The following is a 17,614-nucleotide window of genomic DNA, read 5'->3' as shown; positions in this document are numbered from 1 at the left end:
AAACTAAACTTTAGCCACAAATAAAAAGGACCTCTTTGATTAGAGGTCCTTTTTATTTACTTCTATTAAAAAATCGTCCTCAGTTTGACCTCCTTTGGTCCTACCAATTAATTCTTTCATTTCTTGTGAAGACAAAGGCTAAATTATCCAACTCCGCTTAGGGAATTACTTTATAAGCAGCTCCTTCAACCCCTACCTATTCAATAAAAACTGATATTACCACTTCAGATTCTACAGCTACCAGCGCTTCTTTTTTTTGATCTTGTCTATTGTAACGTAATCGCATCTACTGCCGCGTTGATACGTAAGTAATACATACCTGTTCAAAGTGCGATGTTCCATGAACAAATTCAATAACTGACTTTGACCAATAAAACACCACTCTATGTATAGACATCTCGTTGCTATGTCTCAAACTAAGTTGTTTAAGTAGAAAGAATAAGAATTGCAGTTGATATTACCAAAATTGTACGATCCCTCCAATGCTCATGTTATGAAAAATGCCCACCAAGTCTAATAAAGGTAGTTCCCCCGAAACCTTTTCTTAGATTGTAATGCTACGTACAAGACGTAAACCTCACTTATTTTGGCGCTCAAAACATCAGAAATAAAATAACATACACTACCTTATAACGGACCGTACTTCTCTTTGGTATTTATTATTTAATCAGCGTTAAAAAAAACCTTTTATAAATAAAAGACTCTTTGTACGCATTTTCAAACTTTACTTTTAGACCTCCCACTACTCCAACGGTCTCATTTTTATTGTCAGTCATCGTCCCTATTTTAACAAAAAAAGCAACTTACCAACCCTCCTAAATTGGCAAAACCATACACTCTACTCCATTATATCGTTTAATCAACTGGTTCAGATTCTTAATTTCATATATACCAGCAGAAAGATGATTAGCTCCTAACGGATTTGGAGAGATGAGAAATTGAATCAAATCTAAATGAGAATTATATTTAGACTTAAAATTCAATTTAAGAATATTCACTTCATTTGTGAATACATCATTTTCAACTATATTTTGAGAAAATCCTGAACCAACACTATTATAATTCACTGGTCCTGAGAATTCGAATTGATTAACTCCACTATCAAGATTAGAGTAAACACGATCTGTTTTTGAAACACAAGCGGCTAGAAACAGTGGAGTAATACCTAAAAAAAAAATCCTTAAAGACTTACTCATTAATTGAATCATAGATAGCATATTTGACGAAAGAACTATATTATGGTTGCTTAACTTGTAACTCAAGTGCTACTACTAAATTTTCATTTTCATCTGCCTGCGTAACCTTAGAAGCAATTACCAAGACTATAATCAATAAACCAAACATTAAGCCGCATTTTCTCATGTTAATTAGATTTAAAATAATTCTAACGTGCATGTTAAAGGTATATTAAGATGAAAAGACCTACCTCGATATTGTATAAATTGTGCTTTTTATTGTGTAATCGGATATTACTAACCTTAAAATAATCCCTATCTAAATAGTCTTGTAATGCTTTTCTTTCAAAAAAACGATTTTCAAATAGAAACATAATTAGCGTTATTTGAACCAATTACACCAAAACCGCATCCATTGATACAATATTATACTGGAGCACGAATCAAGCCCCTATTTTTTCCTAACTTTCTAACTTGATACCACTACATTTATGCTACAAGCTGTCATAGTCGATGATGAAATAAAAGCGTTGCAAAGTTTAACTTGGGAACTTACTAATTTCAGTGATGAAATAAATGTTATTGCCTCGTTCACAAATCCCCATGATGCCCTAAAATATTTAGAAAAAAACACACCCGATTGTCTTTTTCTTGATATTGAAATGCCCACTATGGATGGATTTCAGTTTATTCAAAAACTTACCAACAAAAACTTCCCTGTAGTTATTACGACAGCATATAACCAATATGCACTAAAGGCAATTAAAAATGAAGCTTTAGATTACTTATTAAAACCAATAGATACAGATGATTTGAAAGAGACAATAGTCAAAATAAAAAAGTTTAATAACAAAAACTTCTCTGTTGAAAAATTGGAAATGGCATTATTAAATTTAAATTCTAAATCGTCTCATAATAGAATTACCCTTAATACAGATGGAAAATTGATATTTCTTGAAAGTGATGAGATTTTATACGCAGAATCAGATGGTAATTACAGTACGATATTCTTAACTGACGGGCAAAAAATACTTCTCACCAAAAAGTTAAAAGAGGTAAATGAATTACTTCCTTCAGACTCCTTTTTTCGCATTCATAATTCATACATTGTTAACCTAAATAAAATAAAAGAATTCTTAAAAACCGATGGTTACGTTGTTCTAAAGTCTAACCATAAAATTCCCGTTTCAAGACAGAAAAAATCAGATTTTTTAGATATGTTGTAGATTTATTTATGGCTATTCTAAAATACTCGCACCCGATACGAATACTAAAGCACAAAACTAGGTTTCAATTACTGTTTTGTATGTTACTGTTTTTTTTATTCTCAAACATTAATTTTTCGCAAAAGCTTACACCCACATTCAAAAACAAGGTTGATAGTTTAATCTCAGCAGCCCCAAAAACCTATCGAGAAATAGATAAGGTTTTACGTCAATACAGACAAGATAGCACCTTATTAAAATACCTTGACTATAAATCAAAAGACAAAAAATATTTATATGGTCAAGCTTATGCGAATAATCAATTAGGCAGAATTTATCGGAATATTTCCTTATACCCAAGGGCATTAACGTTATTTAAGGAGGCATTAAAAATATCAATAGAAGCCAATAGTATAGAATTTAGAGTCTATAGCTTAAATATGATAAGTGTAACTCATAGAAGAACGGATGCTATTAAATCTGCCCTAGATTATAGTCAAGAAGCATTAGAATTAGCAGAAACGGTGTCTGAGCCGAGTGTTGGATTAAAACGAAGCATCAACGTTTCTCTTAATAGTATTGGCAACATCTACCAGATGTTAGAGCAATATGACCTTGCAATAGAAAAGTTTGAACAATCAATGATTTTAGAAAAAGAGCTAGATAACAAACTAGGCCTAGCCATCAATCATCAAAATTTAGGTGAATGCTACGAAGCCCAAGGCCAATTAGAACCTGCACTTCAAAATTTTAGAAAATCTCTCGTTTATAACGAAATCATCGATTCTGAAAAAGGTAAGATTATTTGCAACTACAGCATTGCTCACGTATATGTACATATAGGTAGAATAAATGAAGCAATTACCCTCTTTCAAACAAACCTAAAGAAGGCCATAGCGTTAGGCGACAAAAAAATAATTACAACTATTTATATTAATTTAGGATGGGCCTTTATACGTTTCGGAGACTATGAATCAGCAGAATTGAATTTAGAGAAAGGTCTTGTTTTGGCCAAAAGCTATGATATAGATTCTGAAATTGCAGAAGCCAACAAGTTTCTATCAGAACTTTGGATCAAACGAGATGATTATGAAAAAGGCATGCGCTATTTCAAAGAATCTAAAAAATATGAAGAAAGTATTACAAACTCCCTTAACCTAAGGTATGTTAATGATATGATCTTGCGGTATGAATCTCAAATAAGAGCCAATCAATTTGAAAGATTAGCCGAAGAAAACGAATCTGTTCGTTTAAAATTAAGAAAGAACCGAACCATGTTAATCATAATTGGTATTTTTCTGGTCTTACTTATCGGTATCCTATACATTCTTTACAGGCAAAGCCAATTGAATGCAGAGAAGAAACTTCTAACCCTAGAACAGAGCATGTTACGTAGTCAAATGAATCCTCATTTTTTATTTAATTCTCTGAATTCAATAAAACTGTACATTATCAATAATGAGAAAAAGAATGCCGTGCACTATCTTAATAAATTTTCGAAATTAGTTCGTAAAATACTTGAAGCCTCATCTCAAAAAGAAATATCATTAGCAGAAGAATTAGAAACTGTAGAGCTATACATGAATATTGAAAACATTAGATTCTCTAATGAGATTAAATTCAATATTTATATAAAGGATGATATCAATACACAAAACATTAAAATACCTTCTTTAATTCTACAACCCTTTTTAGAAAACGCCCTGTGGCACGGACTCTCTTCTAAGGCTGGTGCTAAACATATTGACCTAGAGATTAAAAAAGGCAAAAACGGATTTATCGAAATAATGATAATCGATAATGGGGTGGGCAGAGATGCCGCAGAAAAGATTAAGAACGGCAAAGTTTTAAAAAGAAAATCGGTTGGAATAGATATTACTAAAGAACGCTTAGCTAATTTTTCACGTGATTATGAGAATTATTTTCAAGTAGAAATCATTGATAAATACGATGAAGAAAATAATCCTACTGGAACACAAATTATTATTTATATACCCACTATTTAAGATGCTCCGCTGCTACTTCTTCTAGTTCCTTATACCAAGATTTACCGAATTTTCGAATCAAGGCCTCTTTTACAAACTTGTAAACTGGAACTTTTAACTCTTCGCCCAATGCACAAGCTGGATCGCAGATACTCCATTTGTGATAATTTACGGCAGTTAACTCGGTATACTCTCGAACCCTAACAGGATAAAGCTCACAAGAAACAGGCTTTTTCCATTTAATCTTACCTTGGTTATAAGCTTCCTCTATACCACATTTAGCTATTTTGCGATCATCAAAAATCACATAAGCACATTCACTTCCATTAACTAACGGTGTCTCCCACTCACCATCTTCACCTTTCACGAAAGCACCATGCTCTTCGATTATCTTAATACCTTCGGGGCGTAAAAATGGTTTTACCTTTGAATAGATATCCACCATAATTTCAGTTTCATCGTCTTCAACTGGCGCACCAGCTTCCCCATCTACACAACACCCCCCTTTACACGCACTAAGATTGCAAACAAAATCGTTTTCAATAATTTCTTCTGACACTATGGTTTTACCTAATTGAAACATGGCTTAATTTAATTGCCGCAAGATACATTTTTTTGAAAAAAAATGCCCTTAGAATATTTTAAGAATAAACATCAAAACCGATATTTATAAGCGTAATTTTGCAAAAATTTTCATTATGGAATTTCGTTTTAATCTTAGAGAGATTGTTACAGCGAGTATGGTTCTCTTTGCTGTTATTGATATTTTAGGAAGTATTCCCATTATTATTGGGCTTAGAAACAAAGTTGGACATATTCAATCTGAAAAAGCCTCTGTTGTTGCCGCCATAATAATGGTAGCCTTTTTGTTTCTTGGTGAGGAAATATTAAACCTTATAGGTATCGATGTAAACTCATTTGCCGTAGCAGGTGCATTTATTCTCTTTTTTTTGGCTATAGAAATGATTTTGGGTATAACTTTATATAAAGACGAAGAACCAGAGAGTGCATCTATTGTACCAATAGCTTTTCCATTGATTGCCGGCGCAGGAACCTTAACCTCACTACTTTCTTTAAGGGCAGAATACCATGTTGAAAATATTATAGTAGCAATTATCGTAAATATCATTTTTGTTTTTATAGTACTTAAGTCATCTGTGAAAATTGAGAGAATGTTAGGAACAGGTGGCGTAAATGTTATCCGTAAGGTATTCGGCGTTATTCTTATGGCTATCGCAGTAAAATTGTTCGCCGCTAACATTAATCAGCTTTTCTAGCCGAAAAGAAGGTTGTACTTTTATAAAAAATTAGTGTATGAGCAAGACGTTATCCATTATATTCATAGTTATCGCACTAGGTTTAATTGCCTATAATTTAACGTTAGTGAATTTCGTAGATCCATTTGAAAAGAATAGCACCATTGCACTTATTGGTATTATGGCATCATTATGTGCAATTATTCTGCTTTTAGTATTCTTAACAAGCAGAAAGATTCAGGATAAGATAAACAAAGATTAATTTTGGGCTTTTATTAACCCAGCTTCTTTTTGCTGAATTTTTTCGCTATCCAATTCTAATACTTTTTGAAGCATGGCATCTTCATCGGCCTTTATTTTTGCATGAATATTGGCGTTGAATAATTGTTCTGCTATGCTTGCCTTTAAAAACCGCTTAATACTGTACTCATAATCATAGAAGTTCATTCTTAAGTTTCTATCTACAGAATACACCACAAATTTTTCAAACAAAATATCGTCTACCTGAAAATCATTCACAAACTCTTCTTGAGTGTATTGGTGATACCTTTCACGGTCTTCTTCTAAATGTTCAAATACAAAAAAGGATAAAAAGCCTAAGCTATCCATACTCTCCACAGCCTCTTCTTCATTCGTCCCTATTGGGACAAATACATCTGGGATAATACCACCTCCACCATATACTACCTTACCTTTTGGTGTGACAAATTTTAAAGAATCTGCTACCTTAATGCTGTCTACAGAAATCATTTCACCACTATGAAAGCGGTCTGTAAAACGCTGGTAATAATCTTTGATTCCTTTTGCATAGGTCTTTTGAATACTACGCCCTGTTGGGGTATAATATCTAGATACCGTTAAACGCACTGCAGAACCATCACCTAATGGCATTTCTCGTTGAACCAACCCTTTACCAAATGAACGACGACCTACTATCGTGCCAATATCATTATCCTGTAATGCACCTGCAACGATTTCGCTAGCAGAAGCCGACCTTTCATTGATTAATACATAAATTGGTTTATCCTCAAAACTGCCCTCATCTGTAGCATAGCTCTTATTTATATTTCCTTTTTTATTTTTGGTAAATAAGATAAGTTTACCATCTACTAGGAACTCATCGGCCATTTCTTCGGCCATCCCTAAATAACCACCAGGATTATCCCTTAAATCTAAAACTAGTTTTTTAGCGCCTTCTTTTTGTAATTTAAACAAGGCCTTTTTAAACTCCTTGTAGGTTGATTCTGCAAAGCGATTTACCTTAATATAGCCCATGTCTTTGGTAAGCATATAAAAAGATTCTACGCTTTTTAAAGGGACAATACCCCGTTTTACATTTACACTGAACGTCTTGTTTTCAGCTTTTCTATACACCAAGAGGTTGACCGAGGTTCCCTTTTTCCCCTTTAACTTATCTACAATGGCCTCACTTGGGTATTCCTTTCCAAACAAAGTGTCTTTGTTTGCCATTAAGATGCGGTCTCCCGGTAAAATTCCTTTTAAATAGCTTGGTCCGTCTTTAACAGTTTTAATTACCGTAATCGTATCGCGATACGCATAGAAATTTATACCGATACCTACAAAATCGCCCTTCATATTCTCAGAGACACGGTCCATTTCCTTTTCAGAAATATATACCGAATGGGGATCAAGTTTTTCAAGAATACTATTTACAGTAACATCTACAATACTGTCGGTATTGACTTCATCAACATATTCGTAATCAATATAATCTATAAGTCTATTTAGCTTATCCTTTTTAGAATTGGTGGAGAAAAGTCTTTCTGGCGTATCGTTAAAACTAAGTTTCCCACCAATAAAAACACCTAGAGCTATAGCTGCAGAAATAATCAATGGTAATAGAAAATTATTTTTTTTGTTCATCTTTAGCTCTAACGTTAGATAACAACATTTATTTCTGGCATGTGTTCTATTTCGACTCCTGCCTTTTCCAAAAATTTTAACCCTGAATCGTCTTTATATCCGATTTGGTATACTACTCGTTTAATGCCAGACTGATGAATCAACTTGCTGCATTCCCTACATGGAGATAATGTTATATATAGGGTTGCCCCTTGACATGACTGAGTGGAACTGGCAACCTTAAGAATCGCATTAGCTTCTGCATGTAAAACATACCACTTTGTATACCCATCTTCATCTTCACAAAAATTCTCAAATCCGGTAGGTGTTCCATTATAGCCATCAGAAATTATCATTCGATCTTTAACAATAATAGCGCCTACCTGCTTTCTTGTGCATGATGATAATTTACCCCATTCCTTAGCCATTCGTAAATAGGCCTTATCGTACTTTGTTTGTTTTACTTTCTTCATTTTCACCATGCTTCTCGCACGTATACAGCACTAAGGTACCTGCTTTGTTACGCAAGATCAATATCTTAGGCTAAAATTTAACAATCTTAAAATGGTATTGTTTGATATAACAACGGGAGGGTTACCAACATAATAAATATACTGCCTACCAAAACGAATAAACGTTGTTTTATATTAAATATAGATTGAACTACAAATGCCAATGCGAGAACCAATAAAACGATAATCACTTGAGAAATTTCTATTCCAGAGGCGAAACCGAACAATGGTCCGAATTTATCCTCCTCGCCCATAATCATCATCTTAAAGTAGTTTGAAAATCCAAAACCATGAATTAAACCAAAGAAGCCAGTTGCAAACACAGGAAACAGAATTTGATTATTCTCATTTTGTTCTTGACTGTAAACCATATTAAAAATAGCAGTCAAGAATATAGTAACTGGTATCAAAAATTCAATCCAACTTACATCAATACTAATCAATTCGTAAACAGATAAAACCAATGCCAGACAATGGGTAAGAGTAAAAATTGTTACCAATAGCACTACATTTTTCCAACTGTTGAATGTAAAAGGCAGTGCTAATGCGGTTAAAAATAATATATGGTCGTACGCATTAATATCTAATACATGTTGTAGTCCTAATTGTACATAAAACCAAAATTCTTGTATCATATGATTTGTATCGAATTTAACAGTGTCACATTGGGCTAGTCAATTTCACATTAGCAATAGCAATAGCAATAGCAATAGCAAATAATTCAGTCTTAAATTCAAAAACTAATCACCGTTTTAGACCGACTAAAATTAATTTAAACCGCGTTCTTTTTGAATGGTTTCATATGCTGCTTGCACCTGTTTGAATTTTTCCTCAGCACCTTTTTTAATAGCCTCATCTTTCGTATTCACAAGATCTGGATGATATTTCTTAGCCATTACTCGGTATGCCTTTTTAATTTCTGCATCTGTTGCAGATTTATCAACATCTAATATCTTATAGGAATTGTCGGCAGATTTAATGAACATTGCCTTAATACTTTCGAATTCATTTAACGACACTTTGAGGTATCCCGATATTTCTCGAATTTTTTGAATTTCAGGATTACTAATACTCCCATCTGCCTGGGCAATGCCAAACAAAAAATGTAGTAACTGCAAACGTACTTCATACCGTGTTCGTTGCACTAAAAACCTACAGGTATCTTGGGCAGATATTTCCCTTTTTTTATTGACTTCATTGAAAGTTCTGAAGATTGTATTAGCCTTATCCTTGCCATAAGTGCCCACAAAGTACTGTCGCACATAATCCATTTCAGATTGACTCACTTGTCCATCTGCTTTAATTACAATGGAACATAACGAAAGTAAATTCAATTCAAAATCTGCGGGTGACACATTAGGTCTTGTATAATCTTGAAAGACTGTACGCGCACTACTTTTATTATTACCAAAAAAACCATCTATAATACTGCCGGCAAAAAATCCTAAAACTGCTCCCGACAAACCTCTAACAAAAAAGCCAACCAAGGCTCCCAACCATTTAATCATGTTCTATTTTCAATTTCGCCAAAGATAAAATAATACCACTAGAAAGTACCACTAAGGAAAAGTTAAGGTCAGAAGCACCTCTATAACTAATTGGTTACCTTTGTAATTGATAAATTTAAATAAAACAATATGTACCCTTCGGAATTAGTAAAACCAATGAGAGATGATCTGGCCTCAGCCGGATTTGAAGAATTACATACAGCGGATGCAGTAGCAAATGCCATCAAAAAAGAAGGAACTACGTTAGTAGTTGTAAATTCTGTTTGTGGTTGCGCAGCTGCCAACGCTAGACCCGCAGCCAAAATGAGCTTGCAAAATGATAAAAAACCTGATTATGCAGTTACTGTGTTTGCAGGTGTAGATATAGAGGCTGTAAATGCGGCAAGAAACCTTATGGTTCCTTTCCCTCCATCATCTCCTTGTATGGCTTTGTTTAAAGATGGTGAGTTAGTTCATATGATCGAACGTCATCACATTGAAGGAAGACCAGCTGAAATGATTACACAAAACTTGGCGCAAGCTTATGATGAGTTTTGCTAGAGTTATTTTAGCCTAAGCTAAAAACGAATAAAAAATAATAGCTTTAAAAAACCGCTCCAATGGAGCGGTTTTTTATTTTTGTACCATGCAGAAATTGATTTCTTATACCATAACACCCATATTCTTTGTAGCATTTGGTCTCTGTTTGCTCATTTTTCACCCTATACAATGGTTAACGTTTAAAATCTTTGGATATCAGGGATTAAAACAAACAGTAAGTGTTCTCAATTTGTTTCTCATGCGAAGTACAAATATTTTGGGAACTACGTATAGGTTTACCAATAACCATGAGTTACCTGTTAATAGGCCTTTAATTATAGTGACCAATCATCAGAGCATGTATGATATTTCCCCAATTATATGGTACTTGCGAAAACACCATACGAAATTTGTAAGTAAAAAAGAATTGGGAAAAGGTATACCAAGTGTATCATTTAACCTAGTTCATGGTGGTTCAGCTTTAATTGACCGGAATGATGGAAAATCTGCCTTAAAGGAAATTGGAAAACTTGGAAACTATATCGAAAAACACAATAGAAGTGCCGTTATTTTCCCTGAAGGAACCAGAAGTAGAGATGGTCACCCAAAACCATTTAAACCCATGGGTTTGAAAATGCTCCTTAAAAATGCACCCTCTGCATTGGTGGTTCCCATTAGTATTAATAATTCTTGGAAATTGGTTCGTTATGGACAATTTCCTATGGGCTTAGGCGCAAAGATTTCTTTTGATGTACAACAACCTATAGAAAACCAAGGCAATTTAGACGAACTTATCTCTCAAATCGAAGCTTCGGTAACCTCTGGCGTAAACTCTTTTAAATGACCGATACTGAACTTATAGAAGAAACGACCACCTTTGTTAAAGAAACCTTGCAAAACGCAGAAGGAGGACACGATTGGTTTCATATTGAACGTGTATTCAATAATAGCATTCTAATTTCAAAAGAAGAAAAAGTTGACCTTTTAGTAGTAAGTCTTGGTGCGCTATTACATGATATTGCAGACGCCAAATTTAACGACGGCAATGAATCGCTAGGGCCGCAAATGGCAGAAGATTTTTTATCATCTATGGGCGCATCGAAAAGCACTATAGACCATGTGGTGAAAATTATAAAATATAGTTCATTCAAAGCAGGTTTAGCTGGCGACAATAGTAAACAGAAAATATTTTCATCCATGGAACTACACGTTGTTCAAGATGCAGACCGTTTAGATGCTATCGGAGCTGTAGGAATTGCCCGTGCGTTCAATTACGGTGGATTCAAGAACAGAACGCTTTATGACCCCAGCATACCTCCCAATCTTGAAATGACCAAAGAGCAATACAAAAAGTCCAACGCACCCACAATCAATCATTTCTACGAAAAGCTATTGTTGTTAAAGGAAAAAATGAATACTAAAACTGGAAAACGAATAGCTAAGGAAAGACATCAATTCATGCTAGATTATTTAGAGCAATTTTATAAAGAATGGAATCCGCTGTTCTATAAAAACTTAAAGCAGTAATTACTTTCAATTAAAATACTCACTAATTTTTAGTTTGGATTTAGGTCAAAAAAAAAGTGCTTCAATATAAAAATATTGAAGCACTTTTAAGACCTTAAAACCCTTTTTATTTCTGAGACAAGTCTCTAGTCAACCAACCTCTTCTACTTGCAGTTGCAATAGCATATGGAGTAATCCAGAATAAACCAAACGTATATAGAACACTATATGAATAGGCCCAAAGAGACTCTATAAATGTATATCGTTTAGCATAAAACAAAACTGGAAAAGTCGACAATACCAATATACTTACAAATGTTGAACTTAAAAATAACAAAGGGTGTGTAACCACAAATACTAGCATGAATAATACGAATGGGTAACAAAGTACAATTCTCGAAAATTGGCTAAAGAATAATACCCTTGTCCCTGCCTTTTGTCCTTTTCTAAAATTCGTGAACACATATTTAGACATTTGAATATTCTCACGAACATTACTTCTACCCCATCTAATAAACATCTTGTATAATCCCTGATACTGTTCCGGAACATTGGTATACGCATAAGCATTTCTTTGAAATAAAACATGAAATCCTTGTTTCAAAATCATATTCGTCATCGCTCTATCCTCACCAATATCTGAAGGTTGCCCCATAAAAGTTTGATTGATCCAATCATCTAAACAAGCAAACACCGCTGTCGCCCTGTAAGCAGCTAATGCTCCTGGCGTACATAACACAGAATTCAACGTACTTTCAGAAGAACGTACAAATTCAAAACTAAGTGCGAAACTCACATCTAACATCTTGGGTAAAAGTGCATCCTTATTATTCAGAACACGAATATTACCTGCTACCGCACCACAATTTTCATCAACGATAAAAGGACTTACTAAATTTCTTAAGGTGTCTTTATCTACGATTGAATCACTATCAACAGTGACAAAAATTTCTCCTGTACCTTCATTAAAACCTCTGTACAAAGCATGGCGTTTTCCCATGTTTTTTGGTTGTTGACAAATCGACACACGATCTCCCAATTCCTCCTTTGCCTCTAACATCCATTTCCAAGTATCATCTTTACTACCATCATCGATAGCCAACAACTGTACTTTATGTTCTGGATAATCACTTTCAGCTAGACTCTTTAAAGTAGCCCAAACTTGCTTGCCTTCATTATAGGCTGGCACTATTACAGTTACCATTGGCAACTCATCATTCGATACTGAAGATATCGCCTTATATTTTAAAAACCGTGTAAAGGTGTAGACAAAGAAGCTCAATTTAAAAACAAAAAACGCTACAGCTATAGTCATAAAAATAAGACCGATTAAAGTACTTCTTCTTTCAAGGTGTAATTGAGTAAAATCGTTTTGTAAAATATAGGCTAAATAAGCAGAACCGAACATTAACACAAATGTGCTCCCTAACACGAAAATACCCCATGCATTGGCATTCTCAACAATCTGTTTAATTCTTAAAAAAAATGACCCCTTTTTGGTCTCCCTATTTTGCTGGTTCAGAATATTTAATTCGTTTTTGGCAGTATTCTTGGTTCTCATAAATGGTTCTACTATTCAGATGTAATACGTATATAGTTCTTCTTTGGATTTTACTTTAACAAAACTTTTTCTTTAAAATCAGATGTACTCGTATATCTAGTTATTTCCTATTTATTTAAAATCATCTCTTTTTAAAGATTTCTACCATCTTCTCTTTTCGTATAAACTTTCCTTAAGCTGAAACAAAACAACAATTTTGTGCCTGTTGTATGATTATTAAAGAACCAAAATTTCTGATGGCGAGCATTACAGCAGTTACTAAGAAATCGAAGCTTTTAATACGAAATGAAACACTTAAGCCTTCTTAAACCCCAAGGCACTTTTTTGTACCTTACTTGAGAAATCATAATCAACCCTTACAACAGCGTATGCTAAAAACTAAAAGTATTCTATTATACCTAGGCTTAATTACGATAGGATTTTTATATTCCTGTAAACAAGAGGCGAAAAAGAATCAAAAACACAAGAAACCAATAGCTATAAATGAACGTTGGTCAGAAGAAAAAGCCAATGCATGGGCAGAAAAAAAACCATGGCTACGCGGTGCCAATTTCAATCCGAGTACCGCCATAAATCAATTGGAATTTTGGCAAGAGGAAAGTTTTGACCCAGAAACTATAGATAGGGAATTAAGTTGGGCTGCTGATATTGGGCTTAATTGCATGCGCGTATATCTGCATCATGTGGCGTGGGAAGTAGACAAGCAAGGGTTTAAAGAAAGAGTTAAAACGTATCTAACTATTGCTGATAAGCATAACATTACCACCATTTTTGTGATCTTTGATGATTGCTGGAATCCCACCTACGAAGCAGGGAAGCAGCCAGAACCTAAACCGGGAATACACAATTCGGGTTGGGTACGTGATCCGGGTGATTTGTTGTTTACTTCAAAAGATTTAATGCCTATTCTTGAAACCTATACCAAAGATATTTTAACCTCTTTTAAGGATGATAAAAGGGTGCTTCTTTGGGATTTGTACAATGAGCCTGGAAATTCCGGATACAAAAACAAATCCTTACCTCTTTTAAAAAATGTATTTGAATGGGCTAGAGCGGTAAATCCGTTACAACCGCTATCTGTCGGAGTATGGAACCTAGATTTACCCGACTTGAATACGTTTCAAGTAAAACATTCTGATGTGATTACCTATCACAATTACAACGATGAAATCAGTCATCAAGATGTTATAGATTCTTTAAAACAATACAACAGACCTCTAATTTGTACCGAATATATGGCACGTAAACATAACAGCTTATTCAGCAATATTATGCCTATTTTGAAAAAAGAAAATATTGGCGCAATCAGTTGGGGGCTTGTAGAGGGAAAATCGAATACCAAATATGCATGGGATAAACCCATACCAGATGGTTCTGAACCAGAACTTTGGTTTCACGAAATTTTCAGAACAGATGGCACTCCATATAAACAAGAGGAAGTTGATTTGATTATGGAATTAACGGGGGTCAAATAGTGTAAATTAATCTATACATCAAGTCTTAATCTTCATCATTTGGAATAGACTAAATACTTTACGTCAAAAAAATATAGCATTCTTTATCCTATTTATGGTTACAATGGTATTATAACAGATGTAGAGTTGATTTTCAAGACTATTAAGAGCAAGGTTCATAAACACAATTATAACCCATTGTTCATTATGATTAGATTATCTGAAATGAGAGTCACTTCAAGCATTTTTTTCGAAAAAAAATAGAAAAAATGTATCGAGAATCGATTTAGGCTTTAAAAAGTTCTCGATACACCCTATTTTTTAATGAAAGATTTAAAAAATACAGCACTCGAACTGACTTTGAAACATAAATTATTTAAAATACACATTGGGTATTTATATCCTATTTTAATGGATATTGGACTCAATGCACAAACTAATAACAACTATAGAAGCGCCAAGTGAAGACATGTCCTCTTTAGAAATACAAGAAGTAGCCGATGATACAAATAGAGTTTCATCAGAAGGACAATCCATAAACTTCATAGGTCAACCCCTGTAACAAAACCTTTAAAAATGGAAAAGATGAGCAAATAAATATAGCTAAATCAGGTGTTGACAGTAATTCTTCTTTAGTTGTTCTAGTAAAACAATTAAAGGACTAACTCCTTTTCATATATTTATATAAATATTACTTCCTTATAATTTAAACGTAGTATTAAATACCCAACACACATGCAATCAAAAAAGTCCATTTTCTACAGCTTATCTTTTTGTTTTCTTATTCTAGCCGCCTGCTCAGGCCCTAATAAAACTTCAGCTACCTTACTTATTTATGGCGGTCCTATTTATACCGTAGATTCTACACAAGCAATGGTAGAGGCAGTAGCTACACATGGCGATACCATTCTTTTTGCCGGAAGTTTTGCCGAAGCGGAAAAATTCAAAGGCGCCCAAACCCAACTGATTGATCTGGCCGGGAAAACGATGACTCCGGGTCTAATAGAAGGGCATGGTCATTTTATGGGATTGGGTTACAATGAACTGAACTTAGATTTAATGAACACCACCAGTTACCAAGAAATCGTGGATGCCGTAGCCGAAGAGGTTAAAAAAGCAGCCCCAGGAGAATGGATTACCGGTAGGGGATGGCATCAAAGCAAATGGGACTCAATGCCCGTAAATACCGTAAATGGTTTTCAAACACATTATAAACTAAGCGAGATTTCACCAGACAATCCTGTTTACTTAAGCCATGCCAGTGGCCATGCCGGTTTTGCTAATGCAAAAGCTATGGAAATTGCAGGACTTGAAATATTATCGAAGGATGGAGTCGATAAATTTGAGGTTGAAGGTGGGGAAGTCATTCGTGATGAACTAGGCACGCCAACAGGTGTCTTCAACGAACTAGCCACTACCTTGATTACAAAACATATTCCAGAGAGTACCCCAGAAAAAAACAGTAAAGCTTTTGAACTTGCCGTAGCTGCGTGTCATAGAAATGGCATAACTGGTTTTCATGATGCAGGTATCGGTAAAGAAACCATTGCTCTTTATGACGAAATGAAGACGGCCGATAAAATGGGTATTCGTCTGTACGCAATGCTAACTGGGTGGGATAAAGATTTACTCAAAGAATGGTATGAAAAGGGTCCTCGAATAGACCCAGATAATTTGTTCACCATCCGTTCGGTTAAATTAAACTGTGATGGAGCGTTAGGATCCCGCGGGGCTTGGCTATTGGAGGAATATACAGATAGGCCAGGGCATTTTGGTCATGAAACACTCCCCATGGAATTTGTTAAAGAAACAGCTTTAAACGGTTTACAGAATGGGTTTCAAGTTTGCTCACATGCTATTGGTGATCGTGCCAATAGAGAAATACTAGACCGTTATGAAGCCGCTTTTACAGAATTACCTGAATTAACAACCGACCATAGATTCCGTATCGAACATGCGCAACATTTACATCCAGATGATATTCCCCGTTTTGCAGCATTAGGGGTTATACCTGCCATGCAGGCCGTTCACATGTCTTCAGATAGGTCATGGGCCATAGACCGGTTGGGTGAGAAGAGAATTGTTGAGGGTGCCTATATGTGGCAAGCATTATTAAAAAGTGGTATTCCGATTGTGAACGGTACAGATGTTCCTGTAGAACCATTAAACCCCATCGCCAGTTTTTATGCTAGTGTTAGTCGTAAAACATTAAAAGGAACCCCAGAAGGTGGTTATGAACCAGAACAGAAAATGACCAGAGAACAAGCGTTAAGATCATACACCTTAGATGCTGCTTATGGTGCTTTTGAAGAAGACATAAAAGGATCGATCAGAGTTGGCAAATTGGCCGATTTCACCATCTATAATCAAGACATTATGAAGGTAGATGAAAATCAACTTTTAGATACAGAAATAGCAATGACCATTTTTGATGGCAACGTGGTTTACACCAACACTGATTCAAACTAGCGGATAGTGCTATTTATAGAAATTTATTTTTCTCTAGCTTAAAAAGAAAAAGATTTTAAATAATTTCAATTGTTAATCTTTATAGGGTTCGTGTAAATGGGTATTCAGTTTAGGAAACTCTTTGTTCTTAAAACAAATGCGTTTGGCCAAACGCACCATATCCTGAATTTGTGTCGCTATTTTACCTTCCCCTTTACCGAGTACACCAAACCGACTATCGTTTAAACTGCCGCCATGACAATCTTGTATTTGATGTAAAACCTTATCCGCTTTATTGGGTAAGGTTTTCTTTATCCAATCGGTAAAAATTTCACCTATCGCGCCATTTAGCCGTACAATTGTGAATGCCATTGATACTGCGCCATTTTTAGATACCGCCTTTGCCAAGTTTAATATTTCATGACTGTTTATTCCTGGTATAATGGGTTCCAACATAGTGTAGGCTTCCCCATAAGTAGGACAGTTAATAATTCGAATTTACTAACTTTAAATTCAAACTGTCATCATGAAAAGCAGCAAGTTTAGCGAGAGCCAGATTATTAAAGCTCTAAAGGAAAATGAACAAGGAAGGTCGGTAGGAGATGTATCGAGAGAGTTAGGT

Annotated in this window: 18 protein-coding genes and 1 pseudogene; 11 read left to right on the top strand and 8 right to left on the bottom strand. The window is 34.7% G+C overall.

What is annotated here, in order from left to right; all coding sequences use genetic code 11:
• Positions 1–815: 815 nt before the first annotated feature.
• On the bottom strand, positions 816–1,208 hold the full coding sequence (locus ES765_RS14430; protein ID WP_138115021.1) for a hypothetical protein: 393 nt from the start codon (positions 1,206–1,208) through the stop codon (positions 816–818).
• A gap of 458 nt (positions 1,209–1,666) precedes the next feature.
• On the opposite strand from ES765_RS14430, the gene ES765_RS14425 reads away from it, so the two are divergent.
• Positions 1,667–2,401: a LytR/AlgR family response regulator transcription factor gene (locus ES765_RS14425; RefSeq protein WP_138115020.1), complete on the top strand. Its 735-nt coding sequence runs from the start codon at positions 1,667–1,669 to the stop codon at positions 2,399–2,401.
• Between the two features lie 80 nt (positions 2,402–2,481).
• Positions 2,482–4,386 (top strand): tetratricopeptide repeat protein, encoded by a 1,905-nt coding sequence (locus tag ES765_RS14420; protein WP_138115019.1) that lies wholly within the window; start codon positions 2,482–2,484, stop codon positions 4,384–4,386.
• Here ES765_RS14420 and ES765_RS14415 read toward each other — a convergent pair.
• Entirely contained in the window at positions 4,379–4,948 is a 570-nt protein-coding gene (locus ES765_RS14415) for a DUF3109 family protein (protein ID WP_138115018.1), read from the bottom strand. The two genes, ES765_RS14420 and ES765_RS14415, sit on opposite strands and share 8 nt — an antisense overlap.
• Before the next feature lie 115 nt (positions 4,949–5,063).
• Between ES765_RS14415 and ES765_RS14410 the strand changes: the two genes are divergently transcribed.
• Positions 5,064–5,642, top strand: coding sequence for a MarC family protein (locus ES765_RS14410; protein WP_138115017.1), 579 nt, complete (start codon positions 5,064–5,066; stop codon positions 5,640–5,642).
• Between the two features lie 37 nt (positions 5,643–5,679).
• Complete coding sequence (locus ES765_RS14405; RefSeq protein WP_138115016.1) at positions 5,680–5,883, top strand: hypothetical protein; 204 nt, start codon at positions 5,680–5,682, stop codon at positions 5,881–5,883.
• Here ES765_RS14405 and ES765_RS14400 read toward each other — a convergent pair.
• The 4 genes from ES765_RS14400 to ES765_RS14385 form a co-directional block, all read right to left on the bottom strand.
• A complete protein-coding gene (locus tag ES765_RS14400; RefSeq protein ID WP_138115015.1) occupies positions 5,880–7,505 on the bottom strand; it encodes a S41 family peptidase in 1,626 nt (541 codons plus the stop codon). The genes ES765_RS14405 and ES765_RS14400 overlap by 4 nt on opposite strands.
• 14 nt (positions 7,506–7,519) lie before the next feature.
• Positions 7,520–7,957, bottom strand: coding sequence for a deoxycytidylate deaminase (locus ES765_RS14395; RefSeq protein ID WP_138115014.1), 438 nt, complete (start codon positions 7,955–7,957; stop codon positions 7,520–7,522).
• Positions 7,958–8,043: 86 nt separating this feature from the next.
• On the bottom strand, positions 8,044–8,631 hold the full coding sequence (locus tag ES765_RS14390; RefSeq protein ID WP_317131422.1) for a HupE/UreJ family protein: 588 nt from the start codon (positions 8,629–8,631) through the stop codon (positions 8,044–8,046).
• A 132-nt stretch (positions 8,632–8,763) separates the two neighbouring features.
• A complete protein-coding gene (locus ES765_RS14385) occupies positions 8,764–9,504 on the bottom strand; it encodes a TerB family tellurite resistance protein (RefSeq protein WP_138115013.1) in 741 nt (246 codons plus the stop codon).
• Positions 9,505–9,633: 129 nt separating this feature from the next.
• Here ES765_RS14385 and ES765_RS14380 point away from each other — a divergent pair, with 129 nt between their 5' ends.
• From ES765_RS14380 to ES765_RS14370, 3 genes are all read left to right on the top strand, one after another.
• Entirely contained in the window at positions 9,634–10,044 is a 411-nt protein-coding gene (locus tag ES765_RS14380) for a BrxA/BrxB family bacilliredoxin (RefSeq protein ID WP_138115012.1), read from the top strand.
• A gap of 238 nt (positions 10,045–10,282) precedes the next feature.
• Complete coding sequence (locus tag ES765_RS14375) at positions 10,283–10,867, top strand: lysophospholipid acyltransferase family protein (RefSeq protein WP_317131421.1); 585 nt, start codon at positions 10,283–10,285, stop codon at positions 10,865–10,867.
• Entirely contained in the window at positions 10,864–11,550 is a 687-nt protein-coding gene (locus ES765_RS14370) for an HD domain-containing protein (protein ID WP_138115010.1), read from the top strand. Before ES765_RS14375 ends, ES765_RS14370 begins: the two co-directional genes overlap by 4 nt.
• Before the next feature lie 106 nt (positions 11,551–11,656).
• Here ES765_RS14370 and ES765_RS14365 read toward each other — a convergent pair whose 3' ends face one another.
• Positions 11,657–13,090: a glycosyltransferase gene (locus ES765_RS14365; protein ID WP_138115009.1), complete on the bottom strand. Its 1,434-nt coding sequence runs from the start codon at positions 13,088–13,090 to the stop codon at positions 11,657–11,659.
• A 368-nt stretch (positions 13,091–13,458) separates the two neighbouring features.
• Between ES765_RS14365 and ES765_RS14360 the strand changes: the two genes are divergently transcribed.
• The 3 genes from ES765_RS14360 (at position 13,459) to ES765_RS14355 (ending at position 17,013) form a co-directional block, all read left to right on the top strand.
• Positions 13,459–14,565 (top strand): cellulase family glycosylhydrolase, encoded by a 1,107-nt coding sequence (locus ES765_RS14360; RefSeq protein ID WP_138115008.1) that lies wholly within the window; start codon positions 13,459–13,461, stop codon positions 14,563–14,565.
• Between the two features lie 406 nt (positions 14,566–14,971).
• The gene (locus tag ES765_RS22605) at positions 14,972–15,106 is read left to right on the top strand and encodes a hypothetical protein (protein WP_262710688.1); all 135 of its coding nucleotides are present in this window, start codon (positions 14,972–14,974) and stop codon (positions 15,104–15,106) included.
• Between the two features lie 173 nt (positions 15,107–15,279).
• A complete protein-coding gene (locus ES765_RS14355) occupies positions 15,280–17,013 on the top strand; it encodes an amidohydrolase (RefSeq protein WP_138115007.1) in 1,734 nt (577 codons plus the stop codon).
• A gap of 72 nt (positions 17,014–17,085) precedes the next feature.
• Here the strand turns inward: ES765_RS14355 and ES765_RS14350 are convergent.
• A pseudogene (locus ES765_RS14350) lies at positions 17,086–17,448 on the bottom strand (radical SAM protein); the annotation flags it as partial.
• A 70-nt stretch (positions 17,449–17,518) separates the two neighbouring features.
• Between ES765_RS14350 and ES765_RS22965 the strand changes: the two are divergent.
• The coding region (locus ES765_RS22965) for a transposase (protein ID WP_171017281.1) at positions 17,519–17,614 on the top strand (96 nt) is incomplete at its 3' end.

Source organism: Maribacter sp. ACAM166, from assembly GCF_005771495.1.
Classification (GTDB): domain Bacteria; phylum Bacteroidota; class Bacteroidia; order Flavobacteriales; family Flavobacteriaceae; genus Maribacter.
Note: the sequence above shows the minus strand (reverse complement) of the source record. Positions and strands in the feature narration are given on the sequence as shown.